This window comes from Brevundimonas viscosa (assembly GCF_900116065.1).
Lineage (GTDB): Bacteria > Pseudomonadota > Alphaproteobacteria > Caulobacterales > Caulobacteraceae > Brevundimonas > Brevundimonas viscosa.
The window spans coordinates 60,231-86,296 of sequence record NZ_FOZV01000006.1 but is presented as its reverse complement, the minus strand read 5'-3'; the positions used below and the strand labels follow the sequence as shown (position 1 = coordinate 86,296).

General features: G+C 70.3%; 30 protein-coding genes. 16 read left to right on the top strand and 14 right to left on the bottom strand.

The features are described 5' to 3' along the window. Positions 1 to 28: 28 nt before the first annotated feature. On the bottom strand, positions 29 to 490 hold the full coding sequence (gene queF, locus BM333_RS12030) for a preQ(1) synthase (protein WP_092311870.1): 462 nt from the start codon (positions 488 to 490) through the stop codon (positions 29 to 31). A 269-nt stretch (positions 491 to 759) separates the two neighbouring features. Here queF and BM333_RS12025 point away from each other — a divergent pair, with 269 nt between their 5' ends. The 7 genes from BM333_RS12025 to BM333_RS11995 all read left to right on the top strand — a co-directional run bounded on the left by BM333_RS12025 (position 760) and on the right by BM333_RS11995 (position 4,033). Continuing rightward, on the top strand, positions 760 to 1,686 hold the full coding sequence (locus BM333_RS12025) for an NAD(P)H-dependent flavin oxidoreductase (RefSeq protein WP_092311867.1): 927 nt from the start codon (positions 760 to 762) through the stop codon (positions 1,684 to 1,686). 30 nt (positions 1,687 to 1,716) lie between these two features. Continuing rightward, the gene (locus BM333_RS12020) at positions 1,717 to 2,409 is read left to right on the top strand and encodes a TorF family putative porin (RefSeq protein ID WP_092311864.1); all 693 of its coding nucleotides are present in this window, start codon (positions 1,717 to 1,719) and stop codon (positions 2,407 to 2,409) included. A 38-nt stretch (positions 2,410 to 2,447) separates the two neighbouring features. After that, positions 2,448 to 2,660 (top strand): hypothetical protein, encoded by a 213-nt coding sequence (locus tag BM333_RS12015; RefSeq protein WP_092311861.1) that lies wholly within the window; start codon positions 2,448 to 2,450, stop codon positions 2,658 to 2,660. 166 nt (positions 2,661 to 2,826) lie between these two features. Further along, positions 2,827 to 3,039 (top strand): cold-shock protein, encoded by a 213-nt coding sequence (locus BM333_RS12010; RefSeq protein WP_092311858.1) that lies wholly within the window; start codon positions 2,827 to 2,829, stop codon positions 3,037 to 3,039. A 252-nt stretch (positions 3,040 to 3,291) separates the two neighbouring features. Further along, positions 3,292 to 3,504 (top strand): cold-shock protein, encoded by a 213-nt coding sequence (locus BM333_RS12005; protein WP_092311855.1) that lies wholly within the window; start codon positions 3,292 to 3,294, stop codon positions 3,502 to 3,504. A 4-nt stretch (positions 3,505 to 3,508) separates the two neighbouring features. Beyond that, on the top strand, positions 3,509 to 3,742 hold the full coding sequence (locus BM333_RS12000; RefSeq protein ID WP_092311852.1) for a S1 domain-containing protein: 234 nt from the start codon (positions 3,509 to 3,511) through the stop codon (positions 3,740 to 3,742). Positions 3,743 to 3,769: 27 nt separating this feature from the next. Then, positions 3,770 to 4,033 carry a hypothetical protein gene (locus BM333_RS11995; RefSeq protein ID WP_092311848.1) on the top strand — a complete coding sequence of 88 codons (264 nt, stop codon included), beginning with the start codon at positions 3,770 to 3,772 and terminating at the stop codon, positions 4,031 to 4,033. Here BM333_RS11995 and BM333_RS11990 read toward each other — a convergent pair. Genes BM333_RS11990 through BM333_RS11980 form a run of 3 tightly spaced genes read right to left on the bottom strand, consistent with a single transcriptional unit; the run spans position 4,030 to position 7,359 of the window. After that, the gene (locus BM333_RS11990) at positions 4,030 to 5,193 is read right to left on the bottom strand and encodes a cystathionine gamma-synthase (protein WP_092311845.1); all 1,164 of its coding nucleotides are present in this window, start codon (positions 5,191 to 5,193) and stop codon (positions 4,030 to 4,032) included. The two genes, BM333_RS11995 and BM333_RS11990, sit on opposite strands and share 4 nt — an antisense overlap. Positions 5,194 to 5,195: 2 nt before the next feature. Beyond that, the gene (locus BM333_RS11985) at positions 5,196 to 5,915 is read right to left on the bottom strand and encodes a dienelactone hydrolase family protein (RefSeq protein WP_177221886.1); all 720 of its coding nucleotides are present in this window, start codon (positions 5,913 to 5,915) and stop codon (positions 5,196 to 5,198) included. A 40-nt stretch (positions 5,916 to 5,955) separates the two neighbouring features. Then, positions 5,956 to 7,359 carry a pyridoxal-phosphate dependent enzyme gene (locus BM333_RS11980; RefSeq protein WP_092311839.1) on the bottom strand — a complete coding sequence of 468 codons (1,404 nt, stop codon included), beginning with the start codon at positions 7,357 to 7,359 and terminating at the stop codon, positions 5,956 to 5,958. A 116-nt stretch (positions 7,360 to 7,475) separates the two neighbouring features. Between BM333_RS11980 and BM333_RS11975 the strand changes: the two genes are divergently transcribed. The 5 genes from BM333_RS11975 (at position 7,476) to BM333_RS11955 (ending at position 12,083) form a co-directional block, all read left to right on the top strand. After that, a complete protein-coding gene (locus tag BM333_RS11975) occupies positions 7,476 to 7,724 on the top strand; it encodes a type II toxin-antitoxin system Phd/YefM family antitoxin (protein ID WP_092311836.1) in 249 nt (82 codons plus the stop codon). After that, positions 7,721 to 8,161 carry a type II toxin-antitoxin system VapC family toxin gene (locus tag BM333_RS11970; protein ID WP_092311833.1) on the top strand — a complete coding sequence of 147 codons (441 nt, stop codon included), beginning with the start codon at positions 7,721 to 7,723 and terminating at the stop codon, positions 8,159 to 8,161. Before BM333_RS11975 ends, BM333_RS11970 begins: the two co-directional genes overlap by 4 nt. An 8-nt stretch (positions 8,162 to 8,169) precedes the next feature. After that, entirely contained in the window at positions 8,170 to 10,479 is a 2,310-nt protein-coding gene (gene rnr / locus BM333_RS11965; protein WP_092311829.1) for a ribonuclease R, read from the top strand. Further along, positions 10,476 to 11,192: an NUDIX hydrolase gene (locus tag BM333_RS11960; RefSeq protein WP_092311826.1), complete on the top strand. Its 717-nt coding sequence runs from the start codon at positions 10,476 to 10,478 to the stop codon at positions 11,190 to 11,192. Before rnr ends, BM333_RS11960 begins: the two co-directional genes overlap by 4 nt. 81 nt (positions 11,193 to 11,273) lie before the next feature. Further along, entirely contained in the window at positions 11,274 to 12,083 is an 810-nt protein-coding gene (locus BM333_RS11955; protein ID WP_092311823.1) for a hypothetical protein, read from the top strand. Here the strand turns inward: BM333_RS11955 and BM333_RS11950 are convergent, their stop codons facing one another. Next, on the bottom strand, positions 12,084 to 12,653 hold the full coding sequence (locus tag BM333_RS11950; protein WP_092311820.1) for a hypothetical protein: 570 nt from the start codon (positions 12,651 to 12,653) through the stop codon (positions 12,084 to 12,086). 127 nt (positions 12,654 to 12,780) lie between these two features. Between BM333_RS11950 and rpmG the strand changes: the two genes are divergently transcribed. Continuing rightward, a complete protein-coding gene (rpmG, locus tag BM333_RS11945; protein WP_029417689.1) occupies positions 12,781 to 12,948 on the top strand; it encodes a 50S ribosomal protein L33 in 168 nt (55 codons plus the stop codon). Positions 12,949 to 13,211: 263 nt separating this feature from the next. On the opposite strand, the gene BM333_RS11940 is transcribed toward rpmG, so the two are convergent. Both BM333_RS11940 and BM333_RS11935 read right to left on the bottom strand, forming a co-directional pair. Then, the gene (locus BM333_RS11940) at positions 13,212 to 14,579 is read right to left on the bottom strand and encodes a PleD family two-component system response regulator (protein ID WP_092311817.1); all 1,368 of its coding nucleotides are present in this window, start codon (positions 14,577 to 14,579) and stop codon (positions 13,212 to 13,214) included. Then, entirely contained in the window at positions 14,576 to 14,950 is a 375-nt protein-coding gene (locus BM333_RS11935; RefSeq protein WP_092312127.1) for a response regulator, read from the bottom strand. Before BM333_RS11935 ends, BM333_RS11940 begins: the two co-directional genes overlap by 4 nt. A gap of 390 nt (positions 14,951 to 15,340) precedes the next feature. Here BM333_RS11935 and BM333_RS11930 point away from each other — a divergent pair, with 390 nt between their 5' ends. Next, a complete protein-coding gene (locus BM333_RS11930) occupies positions 15,341 to 16,594 on the top strand; it encodes a DNA polymerase IV (protein ID WP_092312124.1) in 1,254 nt (417 codons plus the stop codon). Positions 16,595 to 16,988: 394 nt separating this feature from the next. Here the strand turns inward: BM333_RS11930 and phhA are convergent, their stop codons facing one another. Further along, on the bottom strand, positions 16,989 to 17,864 hold the full coding sequence (gene phhA, locus BM333_RS11925; protein WP_092311814.1) for a phenylalanine 4-monooxygenase: 876 nt from the start codon (positions 17,862 to 17,864) through the stop codon (positions 16,989 to 16,991). Positions 17,865 to 17,936: 72 nt separating this feature from the next. After that, positions 17,937 to 18,248, bottom strand: a complete 312-nt coding sequence (gene hspQ, locus BM333_RS11920; RefSeq protein ID WP_092312121.1) for a heat shock protein HspQ — start codon at positions 18,246 to 18,248, stop codon at positions 17,937 to 17,939. Between the two features lie 151 nt (positions 18,249 to 18,399). On the opposite strand from hspQ, the gene BM333_RS11915 reads away from it, so the two are divergent. Further along, positions 18,400 to 19,539 carry a Ppx/GppA phosphatase family protein gene (locus BM333_RS11915; RefSeq protein WP_092311811.1) on the top strand — a complete coding sequence of 380 codons (1,140 nt, stop codon included), beginning with the start codon at positions 18,400 to 18,402 and terminating at the stop codon, positions 19,537 to 19,539. On the opposite strand, the gene BM333_RS11910 is transcribed toward BM333_RS11915, so the two are convergent. From BM333_RS11910 to gyrA, 5 genes are read right to left on the bottom strand one after another with little or no spacing between them, the layout of a single operon-like run. Continuing rightward, positions 19,521 to 20,405, bottom strand: a complete 885-nt coding sequence (locus BM333_RS11910) for a peptidylprolyl isomerase (protein WP_092311808.1) — start codon at positions 20,403 to 20,405, stop codon at positions 19,521 to 19,523. The two genes, BM333_RS11915 and BM333_RS11910, sit on opposite strands and share 19 nt — an antisense overlap. A gap of 23 nt (positions 20,406 to 20,428) precedes the next feature. Further along, positions 20,429 to 21,226: a peptidylprolyl isomerase gene (locus tag BM333_RS11905; RefSeq protein ID WP_245777256.1), complete on the bottom strand. Its 798-nt coding sequence runs from the start codon at positions 21,224 to 21,226 to the stop codon at positions 20,429 to 20,431. 41 nt (positions 21,227 to 21,267) lie between these two features. Further along, positions 21,268 to 21,750, bottom strand: a complete 483-nt coding sequence (coaD, locus tag BM333_RS11900) for a pantetheine-phosphate adenylyltransferase (protein ID WP_092311802.1) — start codon at positions 21,748 to 21,750, stop codon at positions 21,268 to 21,270. Positions 21,751 to 21,801: 51 nt separating this feature from the next. Further along, positions 21,802 to 22,602, bottom strand: a complete 801-nt coding sequence (locus BM333_RS11895; RefSeq protein WP_092311798.1) for an aminotransferase class IV — start codon at positions 22,600 to 22,602, stop codon at positions 21,802 to 21,804. A gap of 2 nt (positions 22,603 to 22,604) precedes the next feature. Further along, a complete protein-coding gene (gene gyrA / locus BM333_RS11890; protein WP_092311795.1) occupies positions 22,605 to 25,373 on the bottom strand; it encodes a DNA gyrase subunit A in 2,769 nt (922 codons plus the stop codon). A gap of 123 nt (positions 25,374 to 25,496) precedes the next feature. On the opposite strand from gyrA, the gene BM333_RS11885 reads away from it, so the two are divergent. Next, entirely contained in the window at positions 25,497 to 26,063 is a 567-nt protein-coding gene (locus BM333_RS11885; protein WP_092311792.1) for a superoxide dismutase family protein, read from the top strand. Positions 26,064 to 26,066: the final 3 nt, after the last annotated feature.

Below are 26,066 nucleotides of genomic sequence, written 5' to 3'. Positions count from 1 at the left end.
CATGAGGAATTTCCGCGCGGACGGCTCCTCACCCCCGCCCGCGATACGTCGGCACGCCCTGATCCGGCAGCCACAGCCCCTCCGGCGCCGGCCCGGTCTGCCAGAAGACGTCGATCGGTATGCCGCCGCGCGGATACCAGTAGCCGCCGATGCGCAGCCACTTCGGGTGCAGCAGATCGACCAGCCGCTTGCCAATGGCGACGGTGCAGTCCTCGTGGAAGGCGCCGTGGTTGCGGAACGAGGTGAGGTAGAGCTTCAGCGACTTGGACTCCACCAGCCAGTCGCCGGGCGCATAGTCGATGACGATGTGGGCGAAGTCCGGCTGGCCCGTCACCGGGCACAGGCTGGTGAACTCCGGGGCGGTGAACCGCGCAAGGTAAAGCGTGTCGGCGTGCGGGTTCGGGACCCGCTCCAGCACCGCGGTTTCCGGACTGGTCGGCGCGGGAGTCATCTGGCCCAGCTGGTGCAGGCCGGAAGTGTCGGTGGTCATCCGGCCGATGTAGGCCTTCGCCGCGCCGCCGTCACCGGGCTGCGACCATTTTTGACGCACGCGCGTGCCAGACTTGCTGGCTGAACGGCGGGAGGCCGTGAAAGCGAACGGAGTGCACTTTCCGGACGATAGAAAACTGCGCGATATCAAAGGTGGAACGCCGAAATGTGCACTATGTGCACTCAGAAAAATTTTGGACGAATCCCACCTTGTTGCCTTCCCCTGGGACAGGCCGCTATCCGTAGTCAAAGACAACGCGGGGGTTCGCCATGGCCATTCCGGCTTCGCTGCAATCGGGACTGACGCTGCCGGTCGTCGCAGCGCCGATGTTCCTCGTCTCCGGGCCCGACCTCGTCGTCGAGGCCTGCAACGCCGGCGTGATCGGCACCTTCCCGTCGCTGAACCAGCGCACCACCGAGGGCTATCGGGAGTGGCTGCGGGACATCAAGGCGCGCCGCAACCCCGACGCCGCCGCCTTCGGGGTCAACCACATCGTCCACCCGACCAATCCTCGCCTGCTGGCCGACATGCAGGTGACGGTCGAGGAACAGGTGCCGCTGGTCATCACCTCGCTGGGCGCGGTCCGCGACGTGGTCGAGGCGGTGCACGGCTATGGCGGCGTGGTCTTCCACGACATCGCCAACGTGCGCCATGCGAGGAAGGCCGCCCAGGCGGGAGTCGACGGCCTGATCCTCGTCGCCAACGGCGCCGGCGGCCACGCCGGGGTCGTCAATCCCTTCGCCCTCGTCGAGGAGGTGCGCGGCTTCTTCGACGGGACCATCATCCTGTCCGGCTGCCTGTCCACCGGCCGCGACGTCGCCGCCGCCCTGATGATGGGCGCCGACTTCGCCTACATGGGCACCCGCTTCATCGCCACGACCGAAAGCCAGGCCCAGCCGCACTACAAGGACATGATCGTCGAGGCCGGCTCGATGGACATCACCTACACGCCCGCCGTGTCCGGCATCCCGGCCAACTTCCTCACCCCGTCGCTGGTCGAGAACGGCATCGATCCCAAGTCCCTGCCCGAGCACAAGCTCGACATGGGCGAGGAAGCGAAGGCCTGGAAGACCGTCTGGTCGGCCGGCCAGGGCGCCGGGGCGGTCCACGACATCCTTCCCGTCCGCGACCTGGTGGGCCGTCTGCGGGACGAATATTCGCAAGCCTGTGATGAATTCGACAAGAAGCGCCTCTAGAGCGGCCTCGTCCAAGCACGAGGCCGATTCATGCTCCGCACCCTGACGACCGTCGCCGCCGCCGCGACCGCCCTCCTCGCCTTCGCGCCGGGCGCCGCCGCCCAGGATGCGGACAATTGGTCCTTCGCCTTCGGCGCGGCCACCGACAACCGCTCCAAGGACACCTCCAAGACCAATGGCGACCCGGTCGTCTGGGCCGAGGCGGAATGGGAAAGCGACAGCGGTCTGTTCTACGCCGGCCCGTCGATCGAGACGGTCGACAGCTCCGGCTCGAACGCCGAAGCCGGCCTGGTCGGCGGCGTGCGCCCCCAATTCGCCGGCTTCGATTTCGACTTCAGCGCCAAGCACAAGTGGCTGATCGACGCCAACCCGGGGACCGACGACGACGCCTGGGAGTTCACGGCCGACATGAAGCGGTCGATCGGCCCGGCCAGCGCCCGCCTGCGCGTCCAGCACTCGCCGGACAACCTCGGCTCCAGCGAAGGCTGGATGTGGTACGAGGCCCAGGTCGGCTGGGACTTCACCAACAAGCTCTCCGGCTCGGCCGCCATCGGCCGCCGCGAGCAGGAGACCAGCGTGGACTACACCGGCTACAACGTCGGCGTCGCCTACGCCCTGACCCGCGACATCGAGCTCGACCTCCGCTGGTACGGCACCGACGCCGAAGTTCCGGGCGAGACCTACGCCGACGCCCTCGTCGCCGGGATCAGCTTCGCCTTCTGACCCTCGCAATCGGCCGCGCCCCGACCTATCTTGGGGCAATGTCCAATCTACGCCCCACAACCCTTGAGCGCGCCTACGAACTGGCGCGCGAGGGCCGCTGCCGCACCGTGTCCGACATCAAGCAGGCGCTCTCCTCCGAGGGCTACGACCGGATCCAGGACGCCCTCTACGGCCCGTCCCTGACCGCCGACCTGCGCAAGCTGTGCCAGCAGCACTACATGCCGCCCACGGGGGCGCATCCCGCGGATTGAGCGACGCGCCTTGCTTCGGCCGCACGAGCCGTGCACAAGGGCCCACGTCGATCTCTCTGCGAAACGCCACCCCTCTGCTTTCGCCCGAGGTCCAGCCGCTCCCATTCAGACCCGACAGGCCGATCAGGGGCTGTTCCCTGCGGCCAACGCCAGAAGGAGGTCTCTAATGGCTACCGGCACCGTGAAATGGTTCAACTCCACCAAGGGCTACGGCTTCATCCAGCCGGACGACGGCGGCAAGGACGTCTTCGTCCACATCTCGGCCGTCGAAGGCGCGGGCCTGCGCGGCCTCGATGAAAACCAGAAGATCTCCTACGAGATCGAGCGCGACCGTCGCTCGGGCAAGGAATCGGCTGGCCAGCTCAAGGTCGAGGGCTAAGCCCCTCGCGCCCGCCCCGGCGGGCGCACCGAATGTCCGCGGCGGCGGGGGCGAAAGCCTCCGCCGCCGTTTTCGTTTCGCTCCGGGACTTGCGCAGCGCCCTCCCCGTCCCCATCTCCCCTCTGTCGATCTCACTGCGAAACGCTGCTGCCCTTTGCATCGCGCACCGAGGTCCAAAGCCGATCCCATTCAGACCCGACAGGCCGACCCGGAACCTCTTCCGGCGGTCAACTGCTAGCGGAGGTCCTGAAAATGGCTACCGGCACTGTGAAATGGTACAATTCCACCAAGGGCTATGGCTTCATCGCCCCTGACGACGGCGGCAAGGACGTGTTCGTCCACGCCTCGGCCGTCGAAACGTCCGACCTGGGCATGCTCAGCGAGAACCAGAAGATTTCCTACGAAGTCGAGCGCGACGCTCGCTCGGGCAAGGAATCGGCGGGCCGTCTGCGCAACGCCGACTGATCCGGTGACCGCCCCCGGCCCGCTTCCGTCCAGCGACTCCCGCGCCATCGCCTTCGACGGCGAGATCGTGAGCCTGCTGCCGCTCGGTCTGCGCCGGGTGCGGCTCGACAACGGCCACATGGTGACGGTCCTGCCGTCCTTCGGCCGGGCCACCGAGGTGCCCCTCGTGGGGGACCGGGTGGTCGTCGAGATCGCCTTCAATCAGCTGAAGGGCTGGCGCCTCGCGCGCCGGCCCTGAAGCCTGCCCCCTTCCCCGGAGACGACCATGACCCCCCTCGCCGAAATGGTGCCAGCCATGAGCGACGCCGACCTCAAGGCCCTGCGCGCCAACGCCGAACGCCTGTCGACGGACGCCTCGACGGTCAAGGCCGCCGCCGCCGCCGAGATCATCCCGATCATCGACGCCGAGACCACCCGCCGCGCCGCCCTCGCCCCCGTGGCCGTCCCGAAGAAGCGCGCCCCGGCGAAGAAGAAGGTGGTCCCCGTCACCGGCCACCAGACGGCCCTGCAAGCGAAGACCGCCGCCTAGCCCAGCGCCCGGTCGAGGTCGGCGATCAGGTCATCGAGGTCCTCGACCCCCACCGACAGCCGGATCAGGCTGTCGGTCACCCCGCCGGCCTCGCGCACCTCCTTCGGCACGCTGGCGTGGGTCATGATGGCCGGGTGATTGACCAGGCTCTCCACCCCGCCCAGCGACTCGGCGAGGGTGAACACCTGCACCCGTTCCAGCACCTGCCTGGTGCGCGCCAGGTCGCCGTCGATGATCGCCGTCACCATGCCGCCGAAGCGGCCGTTCATCTGCCGCGCCGCCAGCTCATGCTGCGGATGGCTGATCAGGCCGGGATAGATCACCTTCGCTATCCCCTTGCGGGTCTCCAGCCAGCGGGCGACGGCGAGGGCGTTCTCGTTGTGCGCCTTCATCCGCAGCCCCAGCGTCTTCAGCCCGCGGTTGGCGAGGAAGGCGTCGAACGGCCCCATCACGCCGCCGACCGAATTCTGAAGGAACTTCAGCTCCTTCGCCAGCTCCGGGTCGCCCGTCACCAGCGCACCGCCGATGATGTCGGAGTGGCCGTTCAGGTACTTCGTCGCCGAGTGCATGACGATGTCGGCGCCCAGCGACAGGGGCTGCTGGCTCCACGGCGTCGCGAAGGTGTTGTCGACCACCAGCTTCAGCCCCCGCGCCTTTGCGATCCGCGACAGCCCCTCGATGTCGGCCAGCTTCATCAGCGGATTGGTCGGGGTCTCGGCCCAGATCATCCGCGTCTTCGGCGTGATCGCCGCCTCGACCGCATCGAGGTCCGACAGGTCGACATAGGCGAAGTCCAGCCCCATCGAGCGCCGCCGCACGCGCTCGAACAGCCGCCAGCTGCCGCCGTACAGGTCGTCGCCGGTGACGATGTGCGAGCCGGCGTCCAGCAGCTCCAGCGCCGTCGCCGTCGCCGCCATGCCCGAGGCGAAGGCGAAGCCCTGCACCCCGCCCTCGAGATCGGCCAGGCAGGCCTCGAACGCCTCCCGCGTCGGGTTCTTGCCGCGCGCGTACTCGTAGCCCTTGTTCACGCCCGGGCTTTCCTGGGCGTAGGTCGAGGTGGCGTAGATCGGGGTCATCACCGCCCCGGTCGTCGGGTCCGGTCGCTGGCCGGCGTGGATGGCGCGGGTGGAGAAGCCCTGGCTGTTTTTCAGCGTACTCATCATCAATCCTCGGGACGGCCGATGTTGCCGGCGTAGAAGGCCGCGGAGCGGGCGAAGACCTCGGCCCATTCCGGCGGCGTGAACAGGTGTCCGGCACCGTCTATCACCTCCACGCTCGCGGGCACCTCGTGATCGCGCAGGAAATCGACCCAGGCGGCGGTGTTGCGGGGCAGCACGTGGGTGTCGCTCCCGGCCCGGATGATCAGCACCGGTATGCGGCGGCGGGGACGGCGCGGCGTATACACGTCGACGCCGCCGGCCACGCCGATCGCTGCGGCCGCCCGGCTGTCGCCCAACGCCCCGTCGACCGCCACATGGGAGCCCAGCGAATAGCCGAACACGCCCGCCCGCCGCCGGTCGACGCCCCGGGCGATGAACCAGTCGACCGCGTGCTCCCCGACGTCCCGCCAGGCCTCCATCATGCGCGGCGGACGCACCCCGTCGTCGGCGAAGGCGTCGGTGTAGAGCGGGGTCAGCACCTCGTAACCGTCCCCGGCGAAGCGCATCGCCAGCTCGTGCCACGGCCCGGCGTTGCGGATGCGCCCTCCCGAGCCGTGCATCATGACGATCGCCGCCCTCCGGCCCTCACCGACCGGTCGGTAGTGGATCGCGCGGATCGGCCTCCCGTGGCTGCTGAAGGTCAGCCCTTCGTAGGTCGGCTCCGGCTCTTGCCGCCAGGCGACGGGCGATGCCGCCAGCGCCGCGCAAGCGCCGGCGATCACCTGCCGCCGATCCGCCGGAACGTCGGCCTCCCGCACGGATCTACCGGTTCAGGCTGAGATGGTTGATCAGGTCGGTCCGGGTGATCAGGCCGATGAACCGCTCTCCATCCAGCACGATCGCCACCCGGTCCCGGTCGAACAGCGGAATCAGGGCGTCGAGCGACTCGCCGACCTGCACCGTATCCAGGTCGCGGGTCATCGCCGACGACACCGGCTTGGCGAAACGCTCCCTGCGGGTGATCTCATCGGTGTCCATGACATGAACGATGTCGCTCTCGTCGAGAATGCCGACCAGCCGGCCGTCCCGGATCACCGGCAGTTGCGACACGTCCGCGCCCTTCATCCGCTTGAAGGCTGTGTCGAGGGTATCCTCCGGCCCGATGACGACCACGTCGCCGTTCTCGTACTTGCGCGTGATCAGGTCCGACAGGTCGCCGTGCAGCTCGCGTTCGGTCAGGCCGTGGTCGGCCAGCCAGGCGTCGTTGTAGACCTTCGACAGGTACTTGGCGCCGGTGTCGCAGACGAAGGTGACCACCCGCTTCGGCTCGGTCTGCTCCCGGCACCAGCGCAGGGCCGCCGCGATCAGCGTCCCCGAAGACGAGCCCGCCAGGACCCCCTCCTTCAGCAACAGCTCCCGCACGGTCGCCACCGCCTCGGCGTCGGGAATCGAATAGGCCTTGTCGATCAGGTCCATGTCCGCCGTATCAGGCACGAAGTTCTGTCCGATGCCCTCGACCGTGTAGCTGCCCTCCGGTCCGGGCACCCCCTCGTTGACCAGTCCGGCCAGGGTGGAGCCCACGGGGTCGGCCAGGATGATTTGAGCGTTCGAGCCCTTGGACTTCAGGTACCGCGCGATGCCGGTGATGGTCCCGCCGGAGCCGATGCCGGCCACGAAGGCGTCGATGTCGCCGCCCATCTGCTCCCAGATCTCGGGTCCGGTGGAGCGGAAGTGGGCCTCGGAGTTGGCGTCGTTGGCGAACTGGTTCACGTAGAAGCCGCCGGGAATCTGCTGCGCCAGCCGCTCGGCCATGTCGGTGTAGTATTCGGGATGTCCGTGCGGCACGTCCGAACGCGTCAGGCGAACATCTGCCCCCATCGCACGGATATGCTGGATCTTTTCCTTCGACATCTTGTCCGGGATGACCAGCAGGACCTTGTAGCCCTTGGCCTGGCCGACCAGCGTCAGGGCCAGGCCCGTGTTGCCCGCCGTGGCCTCGACGATCGTCCCGCCCGCCTTCAGGAAGCCCTCCTTCTCGGCCGCCTCGATCATCGACAGCGCGATGCGGTCCTTGATCGACCCGCCGGGGTTCTGGCTCTCCAGCTTGAGAAACAGCCGGCACGGCCCCGTGTCGATCTTGGTCACCTCCACCATCGGCGTCTTCCCGATCAGATCCAGCAGGGATCCGGTCGGGCCGGTCAGGACCGGGGCGGGGGCGAGAGACATTCAGGAGACTCCTTGGTCGTGAGCGGCGGAGGCTAGGCGCGGCCCGCCCCGCGGACAACCCGAGTGGCGCCGACAGGATTTATGGCTATATTTATGGCCAGAACAGGAGGTAATCGATGGCCAACTACGGTGTCGCGGAAGCGAAGAACAAATTCACCCACCTGCTGGATCGGGTCGAGGAGGGTGAGCGCGTGGTGATCACCCGCCATGGGAAGCCCGTTGCGGAACTGCGCCCTGTGCAGTCGCTTGGCTGGGAGGAGCGCAAGGCCCGAATGCTGGAGATCTCGGCGCGCGCGGCGCAACACCCTCCCATCGGCATCACGGCCGTGGACCTGATCAACCTCGATCGTGACGGGGCCGAGTGACCGACTACTTCGATGCCAGCGCCCTGGCCGCCGTCCTGCTCGACGAACCGGCCCGACAGCAGGTGAACGATCACCTCGCTGCGGCCGACTCCGCGCCGGTGGTCAGCGATTTCGCCGTGGCCGAGGTTTCGGCGGCCATCTCGCGCCTGATCCGCATGGAGCTGAGAACGCCGGCGGAGGCCGGGATGCTGATCGAGGGCCTCGACCAATGGGTCGGCGAGACCGGGGGGCCGGTCTCCCTTGACGTCCTCGACGCGCGGGAAGCCACCCTGCTGGTGCGCCGCTTCGATCTCAAGCTTCGCGCACCCGATGCGCTTCACCTGGCCATATGCCGCCGGCTTGAGGCCCGGCTGGTGACGCTGGACAACACCCTGACGGCAGCCGCACGCGCACTGGACGTCCCCTGCATCAACCCCGCCGACGCTTCCGCGTTGTGAAAGACTGAATGACCAGATCTCCCAAGCGGCCGCCCGCCGGCCTCCCCGACCGCGAAACCCTCCTCGCCTTCCTGCGCGACGCCGGATCGGCCGAGAAGGGCGACATCGCCCGCCATTTCGGCCTCAAGGGCGGCGACCGACGGGCCCTGCGCGAGATGATCCGCGATCTCGAGGCCGAAGGCGCGCTCGGCAAGCGCGGCCGCAAGGGCTTCAGCGAGGCCGGCGGCCTGCCCCCGGTCGGCGTGGCCGACGTGGTCGAGCGCGACGTCGACGGCGAGATCTACGTCCGTCTGGTCGAGGCCTCCGATGACGCGCCGCGGGCCCTGCTCGTCCCTGACCGCGGCGGCCGCGCCGGCCCCGCGCCCGGCATGGGCGACCGCCTGCTGTGCAAGTTCCAGCGCGGCGAGGAGGGCTGGGAGGCGCGGCTGATCAAGCGGCTCGACGCCGGGACCAACCGGGTCCTCGGCGTGATCCGCAAGTCGAACCGCGAGGTCCGGGTTGAACCCGTCGACCGGCGCTCGAAGGACGTCCTGCTGGTCCCTCACGCCCAAGCCGGGGACCTGAAGGACGGCGACCTCGTGCTGGCCGCCATCGAGAAGGGCGAGCAGCGCTACGGGCCGAAGCGCGGCAAGATCCTCGAGACCATCGGCCGCGAGGACGATCCCCGCGCCGCCTCCCTGATCGCCATCCACGCCCACGGCGTCCCGACCGGCTTCTCCGAGGCGGTCGAGGCCGAGGCGCAGGACCAGGAGCTGCCCTCGCTCAAGGGCCGCGAGGACCTGCGCGACCTGCCGCTGATCACCATCGACCCGGCCGACGCCCGCGACCACGACGACGCCGTCCACGCCCACCGTGACGATGACCCGAAGAACGAGGGCGGCTGGGTGGTCTGGGTGGCCATCGCCGACGTCTCCGCCTACGTCCGCGTCGGCACGGCGCTGGACCGGGAGGCCCGCGCCAAGGGCAACTCCACCTACTTCGCCGACCGCGTCGAACCGATGCTGCCGGAGGTGCTGTCGAACGGCCTGTGCAGCCTCAAGGAGGGCGAGAACCGCGCCTGCCTGGCCGTGCGCATGGTGTTCGACAAGGACGGCCGAAAGCTGTCGCACCGCTTCGTGCGCGGCCTGATGCGTTCGCACGCCAGCCTCAGCTACGAGCAGGCCCAAGGCGCCATCGACGGCCAGCCGGACGACGTCACCGGTCCGATCATGGACCGTATCCTCTATCCGCTGTGGAACGCCTACCACGCCATGCTCAAGGGCCGGCTGAAGCGCAGCCCGCTGCTGATCGAAAGCGCGGAGCGCAAGGTGCTGATGGACCCGGGCGGCGGCATCGGCGCCATTGAGCCCCGCAAGTCGCTGGAGGCCCACCGGCTCATCGAGGAGATGATGATCCAGGCCAACGTCTGCGCCGCCGAGACCCTGGAGCAGAAGCGCACGCCCCTGATCTACCGGGTGCACGAGGCGCCCAGCCAGGAGAAGATCTTCAACCTCGCCGACTTCCTGCAGACCATCGGCAAACCCTGGGCCAAGGGCGAGCTGGCCACCACCAAACGCTTCAACCGCCTGCTCGACGAGACCCGCGACGGGCCGCACGCCGAGGTGGTCAACGAGGTCGTCCTGCGCACCCAGATGCAGGCCATCTACAGCCCCGAGAACATCGGCCACTTCGGCCTCAACCTCGACCGCTACGCCCACTTCACCTCACCGATCCGCCGCTACTCCGACCTGATCGTCCACCGCGGCCTGATCCGGGCGCTGAACCTCGGCAAGGACGGCCTCACCGACCGCGAGATCGCCGAGCTGGCGACCATCGCCGAACAAGTCACCCAGACCGAGCGCCGCTCCATGGCGGCCGAGCGCGACGCCATGGACCGCTACATCGCCGCCTTCCTCGAGGATCGCGTCGGCGCGACCTTCCCGGGCCGCATCACCGGCGTGACCCGCTTCGGCCTGTTCGTGCGGCTTGAGGAGACCGGCGCCGACGGCCTCGTGCCCGTCTCGACGCTCGGCGACGAATACTTCACCCACGACGACCGCACCCACGCCCTCGTCGGCGAGCGCACCGGCCGGCGCTGGACGCTGGGCCGGTCGGTCGAGGTGCGGCTCGTCGAGGCCACGCCGGTCACCGGCGGCCTGCTGTTCGAGATGCTCTCGGAACCCCAGCCGCGCGATCCGAACGCCCCCTCCCCTCGCCTCGGCATGCGCGCCCGCGGCCCGAAGGGCGGCCGCTACCCCAAACGCGGCGGCCCGCGCCCCCGCGACGGCGCCAAGCCCTCGGGCGGGCTGAAGGGGGTGCGGAAGGGCAAGCGGCGGTGAACCAGCCGTTTGACGCCGCACAGGATCTCGCCGACGCCCCCCGCACCGGGGAGCGCCAGCGCCCGAAGGACGCCGCCACCCTGATCCTGACCCGCTCCCGTCGCAGCCGGCCGGAGGTGCTGATGGGCCGCCGGGCTCCCGGGCACGTGTTCATGGCCTCCAAGTGGGTCTTCCCCGGCGGACGCATCGAGCGCGGCGACTTCAGCGCGGCCGCGGCCAGCGAGCTGCCCGCCGGCGACCTCGCCCGCCTCGTCCGCGAGGCGCCGGTCCGCCGCGCCCGCGCTCTCGCCCTCGCCGCCGTGCGCGAGACCTTCGAGGAGACCGGCCTGCTGCTGGCCGAGCCGGCCCCGCCGGCCTCGGTGGCCGGGCCGTGGCGCGCCTTCCGGGCCGAAGGGGCGCTGCCCGACCTCGCCGCCCTGTCCTACGTCGCCCGCGCCGTCACCCCGCCGGGCCGCACGCGGCGCTTCGACGCCCGCTTCTTCATGGCCGGGGCCGCCGCCCTGCTGCGCCCGGAGCCGACCGCCGGCTGCGGCGAGCTGGACGAGATCGCGTGGATTCCGCTGGACGAGACGACCGCCCTCGATCTGCCGGCCATTACCCGCTTCGTCCTTGGCGAGGTCCGCGCCCGGCTGGAGGAGCCGAACCGTCCCCTCCCCTTCGTGCGCATGGTCCGCGGCAGCCACCGGATCGACTACGACGACCAGCCGGCCTGACCGTCCCTGACGACCTCTCCATCGGCGGTTGTGTCGATTCTCCGCCCGGGTTCTACTGGAACCGCACTGGAGGGACACGGCATGCGCAAACTGCTCCTCGGCTTCGCGGCCCTCGCCAGCCTTCTGGCCGCCGGCCCCCCGGCCGCCGCGCAGGAGCCGCCCCCGGACCGGATCGAGGTCGTCTACCATCCGGACTCGATGTTCTGGTCGATCGAGGACGGCGGGACCGGCCGCTTCCGCACCAGCGAGCGCGAGGACTACACCTTTTCCGTCACCCGGGAAGACTACCGGCGCATCGCCCGGCTGATGCGCCCCTACCGCGAGGAGGGGCTGCGCTGCGACGATCCCGACTACCTGGGGAGCAACGGTTATCTCGTCTTTCGCGAGGACGGGGTCGAAAACCGCCGACCGCACGAGGGCCTGTGCTACACCGACGCCGCCCGCGCCGCCGGGCGGTCCCTGAGCCGCGCCTACTACGCCATGGAGGAGATGGGCGAGGCCCGTCACGTCCCGCCGCCCCTGCCGGTGCTGCCCGATCCCGACCGCCTCACCTTCACCAGCCTGTACTGGGGCCGGACCGTACAGGAATGGTCCATCCCCCGCGGCGGCGAGGGCCGCTGGTCGCAGGCTGACGGCAGGAGCGAGGTGTTCGCCGTCTCCGAGGCGGAGTTCGACCGCCTGCGCGAGCTGTTCCGCCCCTACGAAGGCGTGCCGTTCGAGTGCGAGCGGGTCATCGCCGACGGACCTTACGGCACGGTCACCTGGTCGCAGGAGGGGCACGAAGACCAGCAGCTGCGCTGGGACGCCGGCTGCGTCACCGGCGACGCCGCCGATGTCTTCCGGCGGTGGGACGAGGCCGAGGCGATGCTGAAGGAGCTGCGCGACCGCTGATTATTCGGCGACCGGCCCCGTCAGATCGAACTCGACCCGGAAGAACCGCCCCGACGGCCGGCGCAGCTCATAGGCGAACATCTCGCCCGGATGGACCTCCATGGCCCAGACGTTGGTGGTCGAGACCTCGGCCCCGCCGGCGCGGAACTGGGCGATCGATTCGGCGTCGACCGGGAACTCCTGCCGCGTCGCCGTGCCCGGTCCGGCGGTGTCGCCGCCGTACATGTGATAGCCGTGGATCTCGCCCTGCGGATCGCGGTGGTCGTGCTTGAGCCGCAGCCCCGCGCCCGTCCGCGTCACCACCCAGCGGCGCGAGCGATCCTCGCCCACCGCGAACGGGATGCCCACCTCGTCGGGCGCGCAGTCGCGAACGTGCATGACCAGCCGCTGGCCCCGGAAGTCGGCGTCGGCCTCGTCGGTGGAGACTACCCGCCCTTCGAAGCGCTGCCCGCACAGGGCCTGCAGCCGCGCCATGAAGGCGTCCGGCGGATGCACCGGCTCCGGCGCCGTGGCGCAGGCGGACAGGGTCAGGGCCAGGGCGGCCGCAGCCGCGATCGTCGGGGTTTTCATGCCGCGACAGTGGACCGCGCGGCGGCGACGCTCAAGGCGACCATCCGCCCGTTGACTTCGGGCCGCGCCTGAGTATGTTCCGCGCCTCTTATTTCAGCGGCTTTCGCCGTCGCAAAGGTAATTCCCGATGGCCAAACCGGCATCCATCAAGATCCGCCTCAACTCCACGGCGGACACCGGCTTCTTCTACGTCACCAAGAAGAACGCCCGCACCATGACCGAGAAGATGGTCGTCAAGAAGTACGACCCGGTGGTCAAGAAGCACGTCGAGTTCAAGGAAGGCAAGATCAAGTAAGCGCTTGATCGCCTGACGGCTTTTCAAACGCCCGGTCGGAAACGGCCGGGCGTTTTTCGTTGAGCTCTGCTCGCCTCGCGTTCATGCTCCTCCAATGGCGCCGGAACTACACCAACCCGGGGCAGCGAAGCCCGGCCTGGTCGAGACGAGCGTGATGCTCCTGAAATTCGCGGTGCAGTGCGCCATTGGCTTCGCCGCCTTCGCCGCGATCGTTTGGCTCGGGCTGATCATGCTGCTTGCGGCTGCGGCTCCCTGACCGACGCTTAGGCCGCCCGCGCGATCACCTGGTTTCGGCCGCGGCTCTTGGCCTCGTACACACCCTCGTCGGCCCGCTTGAGCAGGGCGTCGGGCGTGTCGCCGCCGGTCCCGTCGCTCCACGCCACCCCGATCGACACGGTGATCGACAGGCTCTCGGCCCCGCCCATGATCGGGAAGGGCGTCTCGGCCACGTCGCGGCGGATGCGCTCGGCGACCCGGTGGGCCGCCTCGAGCGGAGCCCCCGGCATGACCACGACGAACTCCTCGCCCCCCAGCCGGCACGGCAGGTCGATGGCCCGTACATTGGTCGCCAGCCGCACCGCGAACTCGCGCAGCACCTCGTCGCCGGCGTCATGGCCGAAGCCGTCGTTGACCGCCTTGAAGTGGTCGATGTCCATGACCAGCACCGCCACCTGGTCGCCGCCCTGCCCGGCCCGGCCCACCAGCGCCTGCAACTGCCCGGCCATGTAGCGGCGATTGTGCAGCCCCGTCAGCGCGTCCGTGACCGCCATCTCCAGGCTGTAGTCGAGCTTCTGGCGCAGGAAGTCGGCGTAGCGCTTGCGCCGGATCTGCGTCCGCGCTCGCGCCTCCAGCTCCTCGGTGTCCACCGGCCGGGGCAGGATGTCGTTGACGCCCAGCTCCAGCGCCTTGACCAGCCGCGGCCGGTCGGCGGGATCGACCACCCCGAGGATCGGCGTCCGCCGGGTGGCCTCGGTCGAGCGGATCTGGGCGACGAACCTCAGACCGTCGAACTCGCCGCTGGACACGTTGACGATGATCAGGTCGACCGGCCCGCGGGCGGCGACCAGCGCCGCCGTCGGATCGGGCTCGGCCACGGGCCGGTGCTCGGCCGCCAGCTGGCTGACGATCTTGTCGGCCTGTCGCGCGTTGTCGTCGACCACCAGCACCCGGCCGCCGGAGGCGCGCAGCCGCCCGGCCCCGTCGGTGTCGACGCCGAAACGGCGCCCGCTCTCCTCGCGCTCGCGCAGCTCGTCCATCACCGCCTTCAGCCGCACCAGCGACTTCACCCGGGCGAACAGGATCACGTCGTCGATCGGCTTGGTGACGAAGTCGTCGGCTCCGGCCTCGAGGCCCTTCATCTTGTCCTCGCGCCCGTCCAGCGCGGTGACCAGCACCACCGGAATGTGGCGGGTGACCGGATCGGCCTTCAGCCGGCGGCAGGTCTCGAAGCCGTCCATGCCGGGCATCATCACGTCGAGCAGGATCAGGTCGGGCCGCTCCGCGGCGGCCACCTGCAGCGCCGTCGCCCCGTCCTGGGCGGTCAGCACCTCGTAGTATTCGAGGGTCAGCTTGGCCTCGAGCAGCCGGACGTTCGGCTCCACGTCGTCGACGACGAGGATGCGCGCCGTCACGCGCCGGCTCCGAGGTGCTTTCTCACCGTCTCGAGGAAGTGGGCCACCGAGATGGGCTTGGAGATGTAGGCCTCGCAACCGCCCTGGCGGATGCGCTCCTCGTCGCCCTTCATGGCGAAGGCGGTGACCGCGACGACGGGGATTTGGTTCAGCTCCTCGTCGTCCTTCAGCCATTTGGTGACCTCCAGCCCGGAAATCTCCGGCAGCTGGATGTCCATCAGGATCAGGTCCGGTCGGTGCTGGCGCGCCAGGGCGAGCGCCTGAAGCCCCTCACGGGTCTGCAGCGTCTCGTAGCCCTGGGAATCGAGCAGATCATGAAAGAGCTTCATGTTCAGCTCGTTATCCTCGACGATGAGGACTTTCTTCGACATCGACACCCGGCCCGTCCGCCCCTCTGTGCGCGGCCGCGCGGGAGGCTTCCTTGTTCCGATGCAGTCTGGCCGACGGTCTCTTAAGTTGGCGTGAAGCCATGGAGGCCGGCGCAGGTGGCCGACATCGCTGGTTCATCACGAAGAACACGAAGGGGGCACGAAGAGCCCGAAGAGAACGAGACCGTCCCCTGCGCCCGCGGGCGCAGGCCCCCAATCAATTCGAAGGCGTCGCCCTTCGGGCGCCACAGAAGGTGTCGGCCCCTTCGTGTCCTTTGTGAATCCTTCGTGTTCTTCGCGATGAACCAGCTGCCTCGGCCGCATCGTGGCGGACGGGAACCGGCCACGATTCTGCTCCCCACCCGCCGCCCCATCGGGCACAATCCGCCCGCGATGAAATCCATCTGCCGCGACTGCCTCCGCACCGACGACCGCATCGTCGCCCGCTGCCCGGCTTGCGGCTCGCGCCGCGTCCTCGCGCACGACGAGCTCGCGGCCCTGACCATCGCCCACCTCGACTGCGACGCCTTCTACGCCTCGGTGGAGAAGCGCGACCGGCCCGAGCTGCGCGACCTCCCCGTCATCGTCGGCGGCGGCAAGCGCGGCGTGGTCACCACCGCCTGCTATATCGCCCGCCTCTACGGCGTGGGCTCGGCCCAGCCGATGTTCAAGGCGCTCAAGGCCTGTCCCGACGCCGTGGTCGTCAAGCCCGACTTCGCGAAATACAAGGCCGCCAGCGCGCAGATCTTCGGCGCCGTCCGCGAGCTGACCCCGCTGGTCCAGACCCTGTCGCTGGACGAGGCCTGGATCGACCTGTCCGGCACCGAGCGCCTCAACGGCGGCCCGCCGGTCCTGCAGCTGGTCCGGCTGCAGCAACGCATCGAGCGCGACACCGGGCTGACAGTCTCCATCGGCCTGGCCGGCAACCGCTTCCTCGCCAAGATCGCCTCCGAGCTCGACAAGCCGCGCGGCTTCTCGGTCATCGGCTCCGAGGCCCCGCCCCTGCTGGCCCCGAAGTCCGTCCGCGTCCTGCCCGGCGTCGGTCCTGTGTTCGGCAAGACCCTGCAGAGCGACGGCTACGCCACCGTCGGCGATCTTGCCGCCGCCGACGTCCGCGACCTGGTGCGGCGCTACGGCGAGCACGGCCTGCGCCTGCACGAGCTCGCCCACGGGCGCGACGCCCGCAGCGTCGATCCCGGCCACGAGCGCAAGGGGATGAGCGCCGAGACCACCTTCAACGACGACCTGACCGCCGCCGCCGATCTCGAGGCCGAGCTCTGGCCCCTGTGCGAGAAGCTGGCCGCCAAGGCGCGCCGCGACGGCGTCGCCAGCCGGGTGGTCGTGCTCAAGCTGCGCCGCGCCGACTTCCGCATCGTCACCCGGCGGATCACCCTGTCCGAGCCGGTCCAGACCGCCCGCGCCCTGTTCGCCGCCGGCCGCGACCTGCTCCGCCCCGAACTGGGCCGCCCCTACCGCCTGATCGGCATCGGCATGGCCGAGGTGGGGGAGGCGGTGGACGCCCCCTCCGCCCTGTTCGAATCCCCCGAGGCGCGCGTCCTGAAGACGGAAACCGCCATCGATGCCCTCCGCGCCAAATTCGGCGCCGCCGCCGTCGTCGCCGGCCGCGCCCTCAAGGGCGGCGGCTGAGACACGACCTCGACGACGGCGGGCTGTGGTCGAGCGATGAAGCCGGGGTGGAGGAGAGTCCCGGGGTCCTCGTGGACGTCGAGTGGATGGCGTCCCTTGCTCGCCGCGCGCCCGACCAGGCGGGGTCGATGCGGACATGATCCGGAAAGTCCCGCCTCCCGGCGACGCCGCAAGGCCGAACCGGCGAGCCTTCAAGGCCCGAACAGGGCCGCCAGTCGGCGGGGTGAACGGAAAACGACCACGCGGGGCGCAGGCTTCCGCCGAATACGGTCACTCTCAATGCACAGACCGGGCGAAGGCCCGGCGCCCCGCCCCCTTCCCAGCCTGCGACGCGACCGCGCCGGAGGACGCTCAGCCATGTCCGGAGGCGCCGATGATGAAAGTCAGGCCCGGCCTAGGCCGCGAACCGACCGCCCTTGGTGGCGTAGGCCTGGGTGCCGCGGGTGAAGACCCGGTCGGTCGGCAGGATGGCGTCGATCGGGATCGGCTCGGCGTCCTGCAGCCGCCCGTAGATCGGCCCGAAGTCCTGCAGGGTGTCGCGCTTCAGCTGGTCGAGGGACTCGATGACGAAATAGACCTGCTGGAAGTCGTCGATCCGGTAGAGGGTCTTCATCACCCGCTCGAGGTCGAAGCCCAGCCGGTTCGGCGACGGATCCTCCAGGGCGAAGACGCTTTCGGTCGCCGAGGACACGATGCCCGCGCCGTAGATGCGCAGCTCCCCGGCGTCCTGCATCAGGCCGAACTCGACCGTGTACCAGTACAGCCGGGCCAGATTCGGCAGCATGCCCAGCTTCGCCGCGCGCTGGCCGCCCTTGCCATAGGCCTCCATATAGGCGGCGAAGTCCGGATCGGTCAGCATCGGCACGTGGCCGAAGACGTCGTGGAAGATGTCCGGCTCCTGCAGGTAGTCGAGCTGGTCCGGCTTGCGGATGAACTGGCCCGACGGGAAACGGCGGTTGGCGAGGTGGTCGAAAAACACCTCGTCCGGCACCAGCCCCGGCACGCAGACCACGGTCCAGCCGGTCAGCGCCTCCAGCCTGGGATTCATCAGCGCGAAGTCGGGAATGCCGCCGGTGTTCAGGTCCAGCGCCTCCAGCCCCCGGAAGAAGACGTCGGCGGCCCGGCCGGGCAGGATCTTCATCTGCCGCGCGTACAGGGTGTCCCAGGTCCGGTGCTCGGTCTCGGTGTAGGCCCGCCAGTCCTGGGGGATGGTCCAGTCGGCGGCGGCGCCTTCCGGCGGGCTCTCGAAGACGTGCTCGAAATCGGACATGGGCGCTCCTCGTCAGGCTCTGTCGGCCTTTTCCGGCAATCTAGGCCCCCGGCGGCGGCCGCGCCACCCATGCTAATGGATGGCGTGGGTCCGCGGCGCGTGCCGGCCGCGCGCGTCGACGGTGAAGAAGCGCCTTTCATCGACCTGCGACAGGCCCTTGATCTCCGGGTCCGGCTCCAGCGCGTCCTCGGGGGCGTAGGCGATGAAGCCGCCGCCCTCGCCCAGCGCCAGCACCTGGTAGAAGGGCTGATCCGGCGAGATGTCGCCGGTCTCGCCCGGCTGTCCGGCGAAGCTCGGGTCGACGTCGACCACCACGCCGCGGAAGGCGGCGTCGCGGTGGCGGACGACATGGCCGAGGGCGAAGCGGGCGGAGGTCTGGGTCATCATGAGCCCGATCCTGCACCCCCGGGCCTGAGCGCAGCCCGTACGGCGCCGTTCATTTTCGCGTCAGGAGCGGTTGGCGCGGGCGCCGGCGCCGGTCTAGGCTGCGGGGGACGGGCGCCGTTCCGGACCGCCCACCTTGAAAGCACGGCCTATGCCGGAGACCGCCGGCGGCGCCCGCCGCCTCCGGTCCCAGCCCCGGCGGTCCGACGGTCAGCGCGCCCGGAACGGCGCGCCCGCCGGCTCCGGGGCGCCGGGTCGCGAGACGCCGCTCTACGGCGCCCTCGACCTGGGGACCAACAATTGCCGCCTGCTGATCGCCAGGCCGGCCCGCGACGGCTTCCGCGTCGTCGACTCCTTCAGCCGCATCGTCCGGCTGGGCGAAGGCCTGTCGCGCACCGGCCGCCTCGACGACGCCGCCATGCATCGCGCCTACGAGGCGCTGGCGCTGTGCGGGGAACGCCTCATTCGCCGGGGGGTCGACCCGGACCGGCTGATGGCGGTCGCCACCCAGGCCTGCCGCCAGGCCGACAACGGCCCCGCCTTCATCGAACGGGTCCGCGCCGGCACCGGCCTGCGCCTGCGGGTCATCGACCCGGTCGAGGAGGCCCGCCTGTCGGTCGAGGGCTGCCTGAACCTGTTCGACCCGGCGGCCGAGGCCGTCCTTGTCGTCGACGTCGGCGGCGGCTCCACCGAGCTCAGCTGGCTGCGCCGCTCGGCCTCGGGCTTCGTCTCCGAGGGCTGGATGTCGGCGCCGATCGGGGTCGTCACCCTCGCCGAGCGGCACCCGGAGCCCGCCGACACCGGCCCGGCGGCCCATGCGGCCTGGTACGAGGCCATGGTCGCCGACATGGCCGCCGCCCTCACGGCCGCGCCCGTGGACCCCGCGATCCGCCGCCTTTTCGCCGCCGGCCGCGCTCACCTCGTCGGCACTTCGGGCGCGATCACCAGCCTGGCCGGCATCCACCTCGGGCTGGAGCGCTACCAGCGCAATCTCGTCGACGGTCTGTGGATGACCCGCGCCGACTGCGAGGCCGCCGCCGAGCGGCTCAAGGCCCTGGGCCCGCACGGCCGGGCCGCCGAGTCCTGCATCGGCCCCGACCGCGCCGATCTGGTGCTGGCCGGCGCCGCGATCATGGCGGCGGTGCAGCGCGCCTGGCCGTCGGAGCGGGTCCGCGTCGCCGACCGTGGTCTGCGCGAAGGCCTGCTGCTGCGGCGCATGCGCGAGGATCGCCCCTCCCCGCGCCGTCGCCGACGGCGGCGCGGCGGCGGTGGTCAGCCGCCGGCCACCTGAGTGGGCAGCGCCACATCGCAGACCGAGAAGTCGGCGGCCTTCGCCGCCCGCGCCTCGTCGACCAGCGCCCGGAAGCGGGCCGAGGCCGTGGACAGCACCTGCACCGAGGGCCGCTCGGCTTCAGGCAGGTCGGCGGCGAGGCGCACGCGGGTCATGCGGTCGGGCGCCGCCTGGGCCATCATGCCGTTGTCGCCGTCGCCGACCTGCAGCGCCCGCACGACCTCGAGACCGCCCACCGTCATGCCCCAGACGGTGTAGCGCTTGTCCAGCGCCGGATAGGCCTGTCGCATGATGAAGAACTGGCTGTTGGCGGTGTCCGGGTCCTCGTCCCGCGCCATGCCCGCGACCCCGGGGCAGTAGAGGCCCCAGCCGTGCACCTTGCCGTCCCCCGTCTGGGCGAAGGCCGAGTCGGGCTGGGTCTGCACCGGCAACGACTGCAGGAAACCGACCCGCGCGCCCTGCGGCTCGGCCACGGCGGCGAAGGGCATCGACGGATCCCGGCGGAAGGTGAACTCGGCCGCCAGGTCGGGATGGAAGCTCTGGCCCTCGCCATTGCCCAGCGGATCGCCCGTCTGGGCCATGAACCAGTCGATCACCCGATGCCAGGCCAGGCCGTCGTAGAAGCCCGCCCGCGCCAGCAGCCGGATGCGCTCCACGTGCTGCGGCGCAACCTCGGGCAGCAGCTCCACCAGGATCCGGCCCTTGGTGGTGTCGATCACCAGCAGGTTCGCCGGCGGCACGGCCCGCCAGTCGGTCTCCGCGATGGTCGTCTCCGGCGTCGGCGGCGGCGGCGCCGGCGGCGCCTCCTGGGCGGCGGCGGCGCTGGCGGCGAGCAGCGTGGCGGCGATGGCGAGCAGCGATCTCATGGGTCCCTCCCCCGGGGTCTGGATCAGCCGGCGACCTCGGCCGCCGGCTGGACGTCGCAGATGTCGAACCGGGCGCCTTCGGCGGCCCGGATCCGCTCCACCTCGGCCACGAAGGCGGCGCTCGCCGGCGTCTGCACCCGCGCCGTCGGCCGCTCGGCCTCCGGCAGGGCGGCGGCGGTCCGCACCCGGGTCATGACGTCCGGATCGGTCACCCGCCCGTCCTCGGCCTCGGAGCCGCTCTTCAGCGCGCGCACGGCCTCGAACCCGGCGAGCACCCGGCCGAACGGCGTATAGGCGCCGTCGAGGTTCTCGTTGCGCCCGGTCATGATGAAGAACTGGCTGTTGGCGCTGTCGGGATCGCCGTTGCGGGCCATCCCCAGCACGCCGGGACAGAACAGCGCCGTCGCCGAGGTCTTGAAGTCGGCGGTCACCATCATCTGCGCGTCCGGCTGGGTCGTCACCGCCATGGAGCCGAGCAGCCCGCGCTGCACGCCGTTCGCGGCCGGGTCCCCGATCCGCAGGAAGGGGTCCCCTCGACCCCGACGGAATTCGAACTCGCCGGGGATGTCCGGCAGCTCGCTGCCGCCCGCGCCGGTTCCGAGGGGATCGCCGGTCTGCGCCATGAAGTCCGGAATCACCCGGTGGAACTTGAGGCCGTCATAGAAACCCTGGTCGGCCAGGGTGCGGATCCGCTCCACCGCCCGGGGCGCTGCCCGCGGATCGAGCTCGGCGACGATCCGGCCCTTCGCCGTGTCGATGACCAGCAGATTCTCCGGGGCCACCGGACGCCAGTCCTGGGCCGCCGCGGGCGCCCCCGCCATCGTCGCCGCCGCAGCAGCCGCAATCCACAATGCTCGCATGTTCAGGCCTTGACCCTGTCCAGCACCGCGGCCGCAACCGCCGGGCTGACGAAACTCCCGATATCCCCGCCCAGCCGGGCGATTTCCTTGACCAGCCGCGAGGCGATGGCCTGGTGCCGCGGGTCGGCCATCAGGAAGACCGTCTCGATGTCGGCATTGAGGCGCTGGTTCATCGCCGTCATCTGGAACTCGTATTCGAAGTCGGCGACCGCGCGCAGGCCGCGCACGATGACGGTGGCGTCCAGTTCCTCGGCGAAATGCATCAGCAGGCTGGAGAAGGCCCGCACCTCCACCTGCGGCCCGAAGCGCCGGACCTCCGCGCGCACCATTTCGACCCGCTGGTCGGTCGTGAACAACGGCCCCTTGTCGTCGTTGCGGGCGACGCCGATGACCAGCCGGTCGACCAGCTTCACGGCCCGGCCGATGATGTCCATGTGCCCATTGGTGATGGGATCGAAGGTGCCGGGATAGAGCCCGATGCGCATACAGTTCTCCCCGCCGCTGAGGCCGGGTTTAGCAGGCGGGAACGGAGCGGCCTAGATCGGCTGGGGCGCGTTCGAGGCCCAGGCGGTCCGCACGCGCTTGATCAGATCCGGCCTGAGCGCGAGCTGATGCCGTCCGACGGCGGCGACCGGGCAGGCGGGCGTGGCGCTGTTGCAGACGAAGGCGGCTTCGAACCTCGGCAGGTCGTGCAGACCCACCGGCTCGACCGCGTCGTCCAGCTCTGCCCCGGCGAGCCCCCGGCGGATCAGCGCCTGTCCGACGCCAGCGAGCATCGGCGCATCCGGCCAGACCACCCGTTCGCCCTCGATGAAGCCGATGTTCCACAGGCTGCCTTCGGAGATCCGCCCGGCCCCGTCCACGAACAGGGCGTCGTCGAAGCCCGATGCCCTGGCCAGCCGGCGGGCCCGGATCAGGTCGAAGGTGGCGGCGTGCTTCAGATGCGGAGCGCTGCGACTGTACCGCTGGACATCCAGTCGCAGCGAGTCGGCCAGCGGCGGCGGCGGCGGAGATACCGCCGTCAGGACCCTGGGCGCGCCATTCCACTCCGGGGTTCGCGGTCCGATCTCCGGCGAGAACAGGCTGATTCGGAGCCAGCACTCCGGCCGGCCGGCCACGGCCTCCCGCATCAGGCCGCGCAGGCGATCCTCGCCGACGGCGGCTCCGAACAGTTCGACGGCGGAGGCCTCCAGCCGGGCGAGATGGAGATCCAGCCCTCGCACCGCGCCGTGCTCGACCCGGAAGGAGGTGTAGGCCCCGTAGTTGACCAGGGCGAGGTGGGCGAGATCCCCGGCCGTCGCCGGCGCCCCGTCGATGCGGAGGTCGCCGGCGGGCATGGTCAGTCCTCGCCGCCCTCTTCGGCTTCGTCGGCGCCGACGTCCTCGCCGCCGCCGCTGTCGGGCAGGCGTTCGACCGAGACCACCCGTTCGCCCTCGGCGGTGCGGAAGATGGTCACGCCCTGGCTGGACCGACCCACGATGCGGACCTGGCCGACGGGGGTGCGGATCATCTGGCCGCCCGAGGTGACCAGCAACAGTTCGTCGCCCTCCTCGACCGGGAAGGCGGCGGTCAGCCGGGCCCCGGCGCGGCCGCCGAGACCATGGGCGGTCAGCCCCTGTCCGCCACGGCCGGTGCGGCGATACTCGTAGGCCGACGAGCGCTTGCCGAAGCCGGTTTCGGTGACGGTCAGGATGAACTGCTCGGCCGCGCCCAGTTCGGCGATGCGCTCCACCGACAGAACGGCGTCGCCCGCGGCCTCGTCCTCGGCTTCCGCCGAGGGCGCCTCGTCCTCGGCCTCGCCGGCGGCGCGGCGCATGGCGTTGGCGTGCTTGACGTAGGCGGCGCGTTCCTCGGGCGTGGCGTCGACCCGGCCGAGCACGGCCATCGAGATCACCTCGTCGCCCTCCTGCAGGCGCACGCCGCGGACGCCGGTGGAGTCCCGGCCCTTGAACACGCGCACGTCGTCCGCCTTGAAGCGGATGGCCCGGCCGAGGGCGGTGGTCAGCATGACGTCGTCCTCGGCGGTGCACAGGGCCACGCCCACCATGCGGTCGCCGTCCTCCAGCTTCATGGCGATCTTGCCGGCCCGGTTGACGGTGGCGAAGTCGCTGAGCTTGTTGCGGCGCACGTCGCCTGAGCGGGTGGCGAACATGATGTCGTAGTTCGCCCACTCAGCCTCGTCCTCGGGCAACGGCAGCACGTTCATAATGCTGTCGCCGGGCTCGATCGGCAGCAGGTTGACGAAGGCCTTGCCGCGCGACTGCGGGTTGCCCAGCGGCAGCCGCCAGGTCTTCAGCTTGTAGGCCTTGCCGTTGGTGGCGAAGAACAGCACCGGGGTGTGGGTCGAGGCCGAGAACACGCCGACGACGGCGTCGTCCTCCTTCATCGCCACGCCCGAGCGGCCCTTGCCGCCGCGATGCTGGGTCCGGTAGGCGTTCAGCGCCACGCGTTTGACGTAGCCGCCGTGGGTGACGGTGACGACCATGTCCTCGCGCGGGATCAGGTCCTCGTCCTCCATCTCGGCGTCGCCCTCGCCGATCAGGGTCCGGCGCGGCACGGCGAACTCGTCCTTCACCTTCAGCAGGTCCTCGCGGATCACCGCCAGGATGTTGGCCCGGTCAGACAGCAGGGTCAGGTGCGACTGGATCGTCTCGGCCAGGCTCCGCGCCTCGCTGAAGATGTCGTCGCGGCCGAGGCCCGTCAGGCGGGACAGGGTCAGGGCGAGGATGGCGCGCGCCTGCTCGTCGGTCAGGTTCAGCTTGTCGCCGTCGACGAGGGCCGAGCGCGGGTCGGCGATCAGCTCGATCAGGGCCATCATGTCGCCGACCGGCCAGGACTTGGCCTGCAGCCGCTCGCGCGCCTCGGCGGGATCGGCCGAGGAGCGGATGATGTGGATGACCTCGTCGATGTTGGCCACCGCCACGGCCAGACCGACCAGCACGTGGCCGCGGTCGCGGGCCTTGGCCAGCTCGTACTTGGTGCGGCGGACCACCACCTCCTCGCGGAACTCGAGGAAGGCCTCCAGCAGCTGGCGGAGGCCCATCTGCTCGGGCCGGCCATGGTTCAGCGCCAGCATGTTGACGCCGAACGAGCTCTGCATCGACGTGAAGCGCCACAGCTGGTTCAGCACCACGTCGCCCGAGGCGTCGCGCTTGAGCTCGACCACCATGCGCATGCCGTCGCGGTCCGACTCGTCCCGGACGTCGGCGATGCCCTCGATCTTCTTCTCGCGGACCAGTTCCACGATTCGCTCGATCAGGGTCTGCTTGTTCACCTGGTAGGGCAGTTCGGTGACGACGATCGCCTCGCGATCCTTGCGGATCGTCTCGATCGTCGCCTTGCCGCGCACGATCACCGAGCCGCGGCCGTCGCGCAGGGCGTTGCGGGCGCCGGTGCGGCCCATGATCTCGCCGCCGGTCGGGAAGTCCGGCCCCGGCACCAGCTCCAGCAGGGCGTCCTCGGGCAGGTCCGGATCGTCGAGCAGGGCCACCGCGCCGTCGATCACCTCGCCGAGGTTGTGCGGCGGGATGTTGGTGGCCATGCCCACCGCGATGCCGCCGGCGCCGTTGACCAGCAGGTTCGGAATCCGGCTGGGCAGGACGACCGGCTCCAGCTCCTTCTCGTCGTAGTTCGGCTGGAAATCGACCGTGTCCTTGTCGATGTCGGTCAGCAGGGCCGTGGCCGCCGGCGCCATCCGGCACTCGGTGTATCGCATCGACGCCGGCATATCGCCGTCGACCGAGCCGAAATTGCCCTGGCCGTCGACCAGCATCAGCCCCATCGAGAAGGGCTGCGCCATGCGCACCAGCGCCATGTAGACCGAGGAGTCGCCGTGCGGGTGGAACCGGCCCAGCACGTCGCCGACCACGCGGGCGCACTTCGAGTAGGCACGGTCCGGCGACATCTTCAGGTCGTGCATCGAATAGAGGATGCGCCGGTGCACCGGCTTCAGACCGTCGCGCGCGTCCGGCAGGGCGCGGCTGACGATGACGCTCATCGCATAGTCGAGGTACGACTTCCGGAGCTCGTCCTCGATCGTAATGGTGGAGATGTCGCCGCCTGCTCCCGACGAAGGGGGCAGGGCGTTGGTGTAGCTGTCGTCGGTCAAGGAAATCGGGCTTTAAATGGCCGGAATCGGAACGTGATCCGCTGTGCGATATCTAGCATCCGGGGGGCGGGGTGGCAAAGCGAAGCCGCCCCGATCCGCCCCCTCGAAAATGGAGCTCCCAGCATGCCCCTCGCCCGCCTGTCCACCCTCGCCGTCGCGCCACTGGCGCTGGCCCTGACCGCCTGCGCGAGCATGCCGGAAACGCCCGATCGGGGCCGCGCGGCCGTCGGCGATTTCGGCGAGGCGACCCTGGTGAACGCCGCCGGCGTGAACATCGGTCGGGCCGTCCTGACCCAGGGTCCGACCGGCCTGCTGATCCGCGTCGAGGCCGAGGGTCTGACCCCCGGCTGGCACGGGGTGCACATCCACGCCACCGGCCAGTGCGCGGCCCCCTTCACCTCGGCCGGATCGCACATCAACCATGGCGAGCCGAAGGCCCCGCACGGCCTGCTGAACGCCGAAGGGCCGGACGACGGCGACCTGCCCAACATCCACGCCGACGCCCATGGGCGGGTGCGCGCGGAGATCTTCACCACCCGCGCCCGCCTCGCCTCCGAGGGCCCCGGGCAGTGGCTGTGGGACGCCGACGGCTCCGCCCTGGTCATCCACGCCAACGCCGACGACCATCGCAGCCAGCCGATCGGCGGCGCCGGCGACCGGATCGCCTGCGGGGTGATGGCGGCGGGCTGAGGC

Excerpts from the sequence above, each read along its gene's own strand:
- BM333_RS11895 (WP_092311798.1), bottom strand. The coding sequence starts at position 22,602 with ATGCCCGCCGGCGACCTCCGCATCGACGGGGCGCCGGCGACGGCCGGG.
- hspQ (WP_092312121.1), bottom strand. The coding sequence starts at position 18,248 with ATGACCCAGACCTCCGCCCGCTTCGCCCTCGGCCATGTCGTCCGCCAC.
- BM333_RS11995 (WP_092311848.1), top strand. The coding sequence starts at position 3,770 with ATGACCCCCCTCGCCGAAATGGTGCCAGCCATGAGCGACGCCGACCTC.
- BM333_RS11975 (WP_092311836.1), top strand. The coding sequence starts at position 7,476 with ATGGCCAACTACGGTGTCGCGGAAGCGAAGAACAAATTCACCCACCTG.
- BM333_RS11990 (WP_092311845.1), bottom strand. The coding sequence starts at position 5,193 with ATGAGTACGCTGAAAAACAGCCAGGGCTTCTCCACCCGCGCCATCCAC.
- BM333_RS12020 (WP_092311864.1), top strand. The coding sequence starts at position 1,717 with ATGCTCCGCACCCTGACGACCGTCGCCGCCGCCGCGACCGCCCTCCTC.
- BM333_RS11885 (WP_092311792.1), top strand. The coding sequence starts at position 25,497 with ATGCCCCTCGCCCGCCTGTCCACCCTCGCCGTCGCGCCACTGGCGCTG.
- rnr (WP_092311829.1), top strand. The coding sequence starts at position 8,170 with ATGACCAGATCTCCCAAGCGGCCGCCCGCCGGCCTCCCCGACCGCGAA.
- BM333_RS12005 (WP_092311855.1), top strand. The coding sequence starts at position 3,292 with ATGGCTACCGGCACTGTGAAATGGTACAATTCCACCAAGGGCTATGGC.
- BM333_RS11910 (WP_092311808.1), bottom strand. The coding sequence starts at position 20,405 with ATGAGATCGCTGCTCGCCATCGCCGCCACGCTGCTCGCCGCCAGCGCC.
- phhA (WP_092311814.1), bottom strand. The coding sequence starts at position 17,864 with ATGTCCGATTTCGAGCACGTCTTCGAGAGCCCGCCGGAAGGCGCCGCC.
- BM333_RS12010 (WP_092311858.1), top strand. The coding sequence starts at position 2,827 with ATGGCTACCGGCACCGTGAAATGGTTCAACTCCACCAAGGGCTACGGC.
- BM333_RS11955 (WP_092311823.1), top strand. The coding sequence starts at position 11,274 with ATGCGCAAACTGCTCCTCGGCTTCGCGGCCCTCGCCAGCCTTCTGGCC.
- BM333_RS11930 (WP_092312124.1), top strand. The coding sequence starts at position 15,341 with ATGAAATCCATCTGCCGCGACTGCCTCCGCACCGACGACCGCATCGTC.
- BM333_RS11905 (WP_245777256.1), bottom strand. The coding sequence starts at position 21,226 with ATGGCGGGGGCGCCCGCGGCGGCCCAGGACTGGCGTCCGGTGGCCCCG.
- queF (WP_092311870.1), bottom strand. The coding sequence starts at position 490 with ATGACCACCGACACTTCCGGCCTGCACCAGCTGGGCCAGATGACTCCC.
- BM333_RS11980 (WP_092311839.1), bottom strand. The coding sequence starts at position 7,359 with ATGTCTCTCGCCCCCGCCCCGGTCCTGACCGGCCCGACCGGATCCCTG.
- BM333_RS12025 (WP_092311867.1), top strand. The coding sequence starts at position 760 with ATGGCCATTCCGGCTTCGCTGCAATCGGGACTGACGCTGCCGGTCGTC.
- rpmG (WP_029417689.1), top strand. The coding sequence starts at position 12,781 with ATGGCCAAACCGGCATCCATCAAGATCCGCCTCAACTCCACGGCGGAC.
- BM333_RS12015 (WP_092311861.1), top strand. The coding sequence starts at position 2,448 with ATGTCCAATCTACGCCCCACAACCCTTGAGCGCGCCTACGAACTGGCG.
- BM333_RS11950 (WP_092311820.1), bottom strand. The coding sequence starts at position 12,653 with ATGAAAACCCCGACGATCGCGGCTGCGGCCGCCCTGGCCCTGACCCTG.
- BM333_RS11915 (WP_092311811.1), top strand. The coding sequence starts at position 18,400 with ATGCCGGAGACCGCCGGCGGCGCCCGCCGCCTCCGGTCCCAGCCCCGG.
- BM333_RS11935 (WP_092312127.1), bottom strand. The coding sequence starts at position 14,950 with ATGTCGAAGAAAGTCCTCATCGTCGAGGATAACGAGCTGAACATGAAG.
- coaD (WP_092311802.1), bottom strand. The coding sequence starts at position 21,750 with ATGCGCATCGGGCTCTATCCCGGCACCTTCGATCCCATCACCAATGGG.